At 63.8% G+C, this 5,706-nt stretch carries 6 protein-coding genes; 2 read left to right on the top strand and 4 right to left on the bottom strand.

Going from position 1 to position 5,706, the window contains the following annotated elements; genetic code table 11:
* Nucleotides 1-123: 123 nt before the first annotated feature.
* A complete protein-coding gene (locus tag ACE3TQ_RS26645) occupies nucleotides 124-804 on the top strand; it encodes a response regulator (RefSeq protein ID WP_374586742.1) in 681 nt (226 codons plus the stop codon).
* A 41-nt stretch (nucleotides 805-845) separates the two neighbouring features.
* On the opposite strand, the gene ACE3TQ_RS26640 is transcribed toward ACE3TQ_RS26645, so the two are convergent.
* The 3 genes from ACE3TQ_RS26640 to ACE3TQ_RS26630 all read right to left on the bottom strand — a co-directional run bounded on the left by ACE3TQ_RS26640 (nucleotide 846) and on the right by ACE3TQ_RS26630 (nucleotide 3,315).
* Nucleotides 846-1,541, bottom strand: a complete 696-nt coding sequence (locus tag ACE3TQ_RS26640) for a hypothetical protein (protein WP_374586740.1) — start codon at nucleotides 1,539-1,541, stop codon at nucleotides 846-848.
* Nucleotides 1,541-2,422: a MipA/OmpV family protein gene (locus tag ACE3TQ_RS26635; RefSeq protein WP_374586738.1), complete on the bottom strand. Its 882-nt coding sequence runs from the start codon at nucleotides 2,420-2,422 to the stop codon at nucleotides 1,541-1,543. Before ACE3TQ_RS26635 ends, ACE3TQ_RS26640 begins: the two co-directional genes overlap by 1 nt.
* A 68-nt stretch (nucleotides 2,423-2,490) precedes the next feature.
* Complete coding sequence (locus ACE3TQ_RS26630) at nucleotides 2,491-3,315, bottom strand: hypothetical protein (RefSeq protein WP_374586736.1); 825 nt, start codon at nucleotides 3,313-3,315, stop codon at nucleotides 2,491-2,493.
* A 134-nt stretch (nucleotides 3,316-3,449) separates the two neighbouring features.
* Between ACE3TQ_RS26630 and ACE3TQ_RS26625 the strand changes: the two genes are divergently transcribed.
* Nucleotides 3,450-4,757 (top strand): ATP-binding protein, encoded by a 1,308-nt coding sequence (locus tag ACE3TQ_RS26625; RefSeq protein ID WP_374586734.1) that lies wholly within the window; start codon nucleotides 3,450-3,452, stop codon nucleotides 4,755-4,757.
* On the opposite strand, the gene ACE3TQ_RS26620 is transcribed toward ACE3TQ_RS26625, so the two are convergent.
* Nucleotides 4,754-5,659 (bottom strand): YihY/virulence factor BrkB family protein, encoded by a 906-nt coding sequence (locus ACE3TQ_RS26620; RefSeq protein ID WP_374586732.1) that lies wholly within the window; start codon nucleotides 5,657-5,659, stop codon nucleotides 4,754-4,756. The genes ACE3TQ_RS26625 and ACE3TQ_RS26620 overlap by 4 nt on opposite strands.
* Between the last annotated feature and the right edge of the window lie 47 nt (nucleotides 5,660-5,706).

Below are 5,706 nucleotides of genomic sequence, written 5' to 3'. Positions count from 1 at the left end.
CGATTGTCAGACCTGACCCCGAATTTCCGCACTGTAATCAGATGTAATCCTTTGTCTTAATTCTTGGGCCGGCGTGTCACTGGCGCGCTGGTCTTATAGAATATCCGCCACAAGGAGATAGTCATGGTTCATGTGATGTTGGTGGAAGACGATGCGCGCCTGGCCGAGCTGGTCACGGAGTATTTGGCGGGCTATGAATTCAAGGTGGATGTGGTGCCGCGCGGCGATGAGGCGCTGGGGCGCTTCAAGGCGGCCAATCCCGACATCGTGGTGCTGGACTTGATGCTGCCTGGGATGGATGGCATGAAGGTCAGCCAGCAGATCCGCGAGGTGAGCGATGTGCCGATCCTGATCATGACTGCGCGCGAGGATTCTTACGATGAGGTGTCGCTGCTGGAACAAGGCGCCGATGACTTCATCAACAAGCCGGTGCAGCCGCGCGTGCTGCTGGCCCGCCTGCGTGCGCTGCTGCGCCGCCGCCAGGGTAAGCCGGAGGCGGACTTGCTGAATTTCGGCCAGCTGAGCATCGCGACCAGCGACCGTTCGGTGACCTGGCGCGGCCAGTCTTGTCCGCTGTCGAATACGGAATACAAGCTGCTGCTGGTGCTGGCGGAATCGGCCGGCACGGTGCTGTCGCGCGATGCGCTGCTCAAGACCATGCGCGGGATCGAGTTCGATGGACTGGATCGCAGCATCGATAACAGCATCTCTAAGCTGCGCCGCAAGTTCGATGATGCGGATGGGGAGAAGATCAAGACCGTTTGGGGTGAGGGGTATCTGTTCTCGCCGTCGGCCTGGAACTGAAACCCGGGAAACCAGGGTACGGCCCAAGGGCCGGACCCTGCTTATTCGTAGAGCGGGGCGATGGCCAGCGGGGTGTTCTGGCTGACGACCTGGCCTTGCACTGACCAGTCGGCAAAGCGGTAAGTCGCGGTACGGTAGCTGCCCACCGTTTCGCCTTCGAACGCGGGGCCGTCCACCACCGGCAGCGGCGCTTCGCGCTGGCCGAATTTCACCTGTACCAATGCGTCGGCGCGGTTGACGAAGACGAAACGTACGCCGCTGCATTTCTTCGCTCCATACGAAGCATCGACATAACGCTGGTAGGCCAGCGCCTGCTCGCAGGCGGCGCGCAGGTCGGCCGATTCGTAAATGCCGTCGTTGCGCGCCATGATCGATACGCGCGGCACAAATCGGTAGTGCAGCAGCTTGCGGTTCAGCGCCAGCACGGCGTTGTCGTCATACGCCGCCTTCAACAACGGGAAGACGGTGCGGCCGGCCGCGTCGAGCGGCAGGTTCAGTTGCGTGTTCTTGCCGGTCAGCGTCAGGTGCAGGCCTTCCAGCGTGGCCGAGGCGTCGCGCGGGCTGACCTGGTAGTGGATCTGCAGGAAGTTCTTCGGTTTGCCGTATTTGGCGAACACCACCATCTGCTTGTAGGCGTCGCGATAGCTGACCCACTCCTCCTGCGCCTGGACGGCACAGGACACCACCGCCAGGCACAAGGCCGGCAGCGTGGCGCGGAGCAGGGTCGTGGTCTTCATCAGAATCGGTAGGCCAGGGCAGTGGAAACGGAAACATTGGTCGCCCGCTCAACCAGCGGGCTGGCTTTGGCATCACCGACCAGGCGGTTGACCTGCACGCCCGAAGTCAGGATCCAGCTCGGGGCCAGCGCCCAGTTCCAGCGCGCGCCCAGGCGCACGTCCTGCACGCCGCCGCCCGGCCGGTAATAGCCAAGGCCCGTGCGCTCGCCTTCTTCCTTGGTCAGGCCGAACCAGGTTTGGTTGTTGGCGCGGTTGACCACCGAGGCGCCGGCGGACAGGATGACGGTATGGTGCGGCACCACGTCCTCCAGGATGTATTGCAGCGATGTGTGCAGGCGTGCGCCATTGTGGTCTTTGCCGCCGCCATAGGTCAGGCTGTTGGTCAGGCGCAGCTTGGGCGTCAGGTAATAGTTCAGGAAACCGCCAAACACCAGGCGACGCCCGATGACGTCCATGCCCTGCAGCTTGTTGGCGCGCGCCGCGCGGTCGTCGCCGGGCACGATGCCGCCGCCCGGGTTCACGCCGGTAATGTTGGCGTGCATGTTCGACGCTTCACCCATGCTGCCGACGCCCTGCGACAAGCCGTCCTGGTCGCGCCGCGGCGACATGGCCAGCAGGGGGCCGTACTCCAGCGACGGGTTTTGCGACAGGTGCATGCCGACCGTGGTGCCGGCGATGAAAATACCGTTACTCCATTGGACCTGCAGCACCGGCAGCGGCAAGGTGCGGTTGTCGCGCGCGCCGTCAAAGCGCGGCACGTTCTGGACGCCCACGCCAATGTACATATCCCGGCTGCCGTCAGGCATCGGGTTGGTGGCCGGTGTTTGCGCAGCTGCCGTGCCGCAAACGCCTGCGAGGGCGAGGTACAGGTACTTTTGCATATGAAACGTCAACGTGTGGGAATGTGCAATATTGTAATTGCATTACATTCCCACGCCGCTAAATCGTTTTACCCCTTAATGAACTGCACTTTCCCGTCGATACGATCCAGCACGATGATGGTGGCTGGGAAGACGATTGCCAAGGTGCAGGCGGCGCCGTCCGGCGGCGTGGCCACGTGGTAGTTCAGCTGCAGGTCGCCGCCGTTCGCCACCAGCTTGTCGACAACGAGGTCGATGCAGCCATTCGGATAGCCGCCTGCCGCGATGCCAATCACCATCTTGCGGTTGAAGTCGACGCTTGGCACGACCAGGGGCGGGCTGACGCCGTCATACACCGCATTCCAGAACTTCGCCAGCGCCGCGTTGTCGCGGATCACCACTTCTTCGGCATTAAAGGCGCCGCTGTAGGTGTTGTGGGCCAGCGTTTCGAAGGAAACCGGGCCGTCCTTCGGTGGGAAAACGATGTACTCCACCTTGCGGCCGGTACCCAGGTCGGGCTTGTCCAGGTTGCGCGTGATGGTTTCGATCAGGGCGCGCTGGCTTTCGTCCTTGCAGGACGTGCGCGGGCCGGCAATGCTGTCGCTCACCGAGCACTGCTCGTTTTGCGGGGTCAGTCCGTACAGCACGTGGCTGTAGGAGGCATCGGCGCAGTTGCCGGCACGCTCCCAGAACACTTGCTTGCCGTCGATGATGTACAGGCGGTTGGCAAAGTCGGAACAGTCGGCGGCACGGGCCAGCTTGATGAATTCGTCCTTGGCTGGGGCGCCCGGTGCCGGTTCGCCCACGGCGATCTGGCTGGCGCTACGGTTTGTGCCGGACGTGCCACCGCCTCCGCCACAGGCGGCGAGGAACAGTGACGCCAGCAAGGCGCTGCAAGTTGCAAATTTGTTCATTGCCCAACCCTCCCATTCGATAATGGGATCTTAGGTAAGCCAGGCCGTAAAATCCCCCGCGAGCTGTACGCTTTTTGTCGCAAATTTGTACGACAATCATTCTTTGTTGCTTGATTCTTATACAATGCCGCCTGATGAATCGCCTGTTCTTCCGCTTCTTCATACTGGTGATGCTGTCCATCAGTGCGGCGGCATTCATTGTCTATTTCTCAATTAATCGCCTGTTTGGCGACCCCCTCGACTCGATTGCGCGGCGCCAGGCGGCAGCCCAGATCTTCCTGCTTGAGCAATACATCGACCAGGCCCCGGCCGACCAGTGGCTGGACCGGCTGAACAAGGTGCGCGAAGTGTCGGGCGTGCGCTTCGAACTGGTGCCGCTTGCCGATGTGCGCAGGCAGTTGTCCGGGGTCGACGCGGCCGGCTTTGAACGCGGCGACGTGGTGCTGGATATCGGGCGCAAGGCTTTCTACCGGCGCGTCGACCTGGCCGGCGAGCGCTATATCGGCAGTAATGAGGAGGCGCTGGTGGCGCAGGACTTGCCGATCGATATCGGCTTCGCCCTGTCGATGGAAGCGGTGCGCTACCTGATCGTGGCGCTGGTGCTGCTGATCCCGATTGCCGTCTGGTCGCGCGCGCACTGGCAGGGCTTGCAACAGCTGTCCGACGTCGCCGACCGCTTCGGCGGCGGCGACCTGGCGGCGCGCGCCCATATGCAGCGGCGCGACAGTATTTACCCGCTGGCCGAGCGTATCAACCACATGGCCGACCGCATTGCACGCCTGCTCGACTCGCAGCGCAACCTGCTGCACTCGGTCGGGCATGAGATCCGCACGCCGATCGCCCGCCTCGAATTCGCGTTGGAGCTGCTGCGCGATGCGGCGGAAAACCCGGCGCTGGACAAGCGCATCAACGCCATGGAAGGCGACCTGCGGGAGCTGAAAGAACTGGTCAACGAGCTGCTCGGCATGACCCGCCTGGATGCCGAACTGGACCTGCAGCGCCAGCCCTTCGACCTGTCCGCCGCGCTGGCGCACTGCCGCGACACCCTGCCGCCCGCCGAGGGCATGGTGCTGGAGATGGAGCTGCAGCCGGGCCTGGGCACGGTCAGCGGCGACCAGCGCCTGCTCGAACGGGCCATCGGCAACCTGCTGCGCAATGCCCTCAAGTACGGCACGCGCACGGTGCGGCTCAGTGCCCTGCGCGGCCAGGGCGCGGTACAGGTAGTGGTGGAGGACGACGGCCCCGGCATTCCGGACCACGAGCGGGAGCGCGTGTTCGAGCCGTTTTACCGCCTGGACCGCAGCCGCGACCGCAATACCGGCGGTTTCGGCCTGGGCCTGTCGATTGCGCGCAAGGCGGTCGGACTGCACGGCGGCACGCTGGAAGCCGGCGTCTCGGCGCTGGGCGGGGCGCGCTTCACGATTACCCTGCCGCTGGCCTAACAGGCGGTTTTGGTCTGCAGCCGGTGCGGCGCCTTGTTCTGCTCACCGCGCAGCACCCGCTCAAACTCGGAAATCACCTGCGCCCCGAACAGCAGCAGCGTGGCGCCGATCTCCAGGCTGAACATGACCACGATAGCGGTCGTCATCGAGCCGTACACCAGGTTGACCTGCGACAGGGTGGAGAAGTACCAGACCAGCACATGGCGCGCCACCTCCCACAGCGCAGTCGCCGTCACGCCGCCGATCAGCGCATGCGTCCATGACAGGCGGCCGACCGGCATCACCAGGTAAATCGAGCTCAGCATCAACACTTCCCCGGCCAGGCCCAGCAGGTAGAGCAGCACGCCGGACAAGCCATGCAGCGACCAGGCGCGGCCGAACAGGCGCACGCTCTCCTCGCCAATCACCTGCAGGCTGCCGGCGACCAGGGTCATCACCAGGGCGCCGATGCCGAGGAACAGGATGTAACAGTAAGGCAGCAGGGCCGAGACGAGAAAATGGCGCCGCCGCACCGCCACGCGGTGCAGGAAGATCACGCACATCGCGTTTTCCAGCACGGTAAAGGCCAGCGAGCTAAAGAACAGCATCACCAGCACCAGGGCCCAGCCGACCAGTTCGCGATGCTCGAGGAAATGGCCGACTTCCGCCACCACCGCCTGTGACTGGCCCGGGATCAGCCATTCCAGGTAGCGCCCGATAATCTGCAGCAGCTCCTGCTGCGGGATGACATGCGACAGCGCCACCACGACCAGCATCAGCAGCGGGACGATGGAGAGCAGCGAGTAATAGGCCACAGCGCCGGCCAGCAGCAAGCCCTGGTTCGCCCGGAAGCCCCTCAAGCACTGGAGCGCGAAGTCCAGGGGATGCGCCAGCACAAAGGCCACCGCCTTGTGCTTGAGCATTCGCATCGCCCCATTCTACGCGGAAGTTCGGGGTCAGGTCTGGCAAT

The sequence above is a fragment of the Pseudoduganella sp. genome, from assembly GCF_041914865.1.
Taxonomy (GTDB): domain Bacteria; phylum Pseudomonadota; class Gammaproteobacteria; order Burkholderiales; family Burkholderiaceae_D; genus Rugamonas.
This window is presented reverse-complemented; position numbering and strand designations above follow the sequence as displayed.

Excerpts from the sequence above, each read along its gene's own strand:
- ACE3TQ_RS26635 (WP_374586738.1), bottom strand. The coding sequence starts at position 2,422 with ATGCAAAAGTACCTGTACCTCGCCCTCGCAGGCGTTTGCGGCACGGCA.
- ACE3TQ_RS26625 (WP_374586734.1), top strand. The coding sequence starts at position 3,450 with ATGAATCGCCTGTTCTTCCGCTTCTTCATACTGGTGATGCTGTCCATC.
- ACE3TQ_RS26620 (WP_374586732.1), bottom strand. The coding sequence starts at position 5,659 with ATGCTCAAGCACAAGGCGGTGGCCTTTGTGCTGGCGCATCCCCTGGAC.
- ACE3TQ_RS26645 (WP_374586742.1), top strand. The coding sequence starts at position 124 with ATGGTTCATGTGATGTTGGTGGAAGACGATGCGCGCCTGGCCGAGCTG.
- ACE3TQ_RS26630 (WP_374586736.1), bottom strand. The coding sequence starts at position 3,315 with ATGAACAAATTTGCAACTTGCAGCGCCTTGCTGGCGTCACTGTTCCTC.
- ACE3TQ_RS26640 (WP_374586740.1), bottom strand. The coding sequence starts at position 1,541 with ATGAAGACCACGACCCTGCTCCGCGCCACGCTGCCGGCCTTGTGCCTG.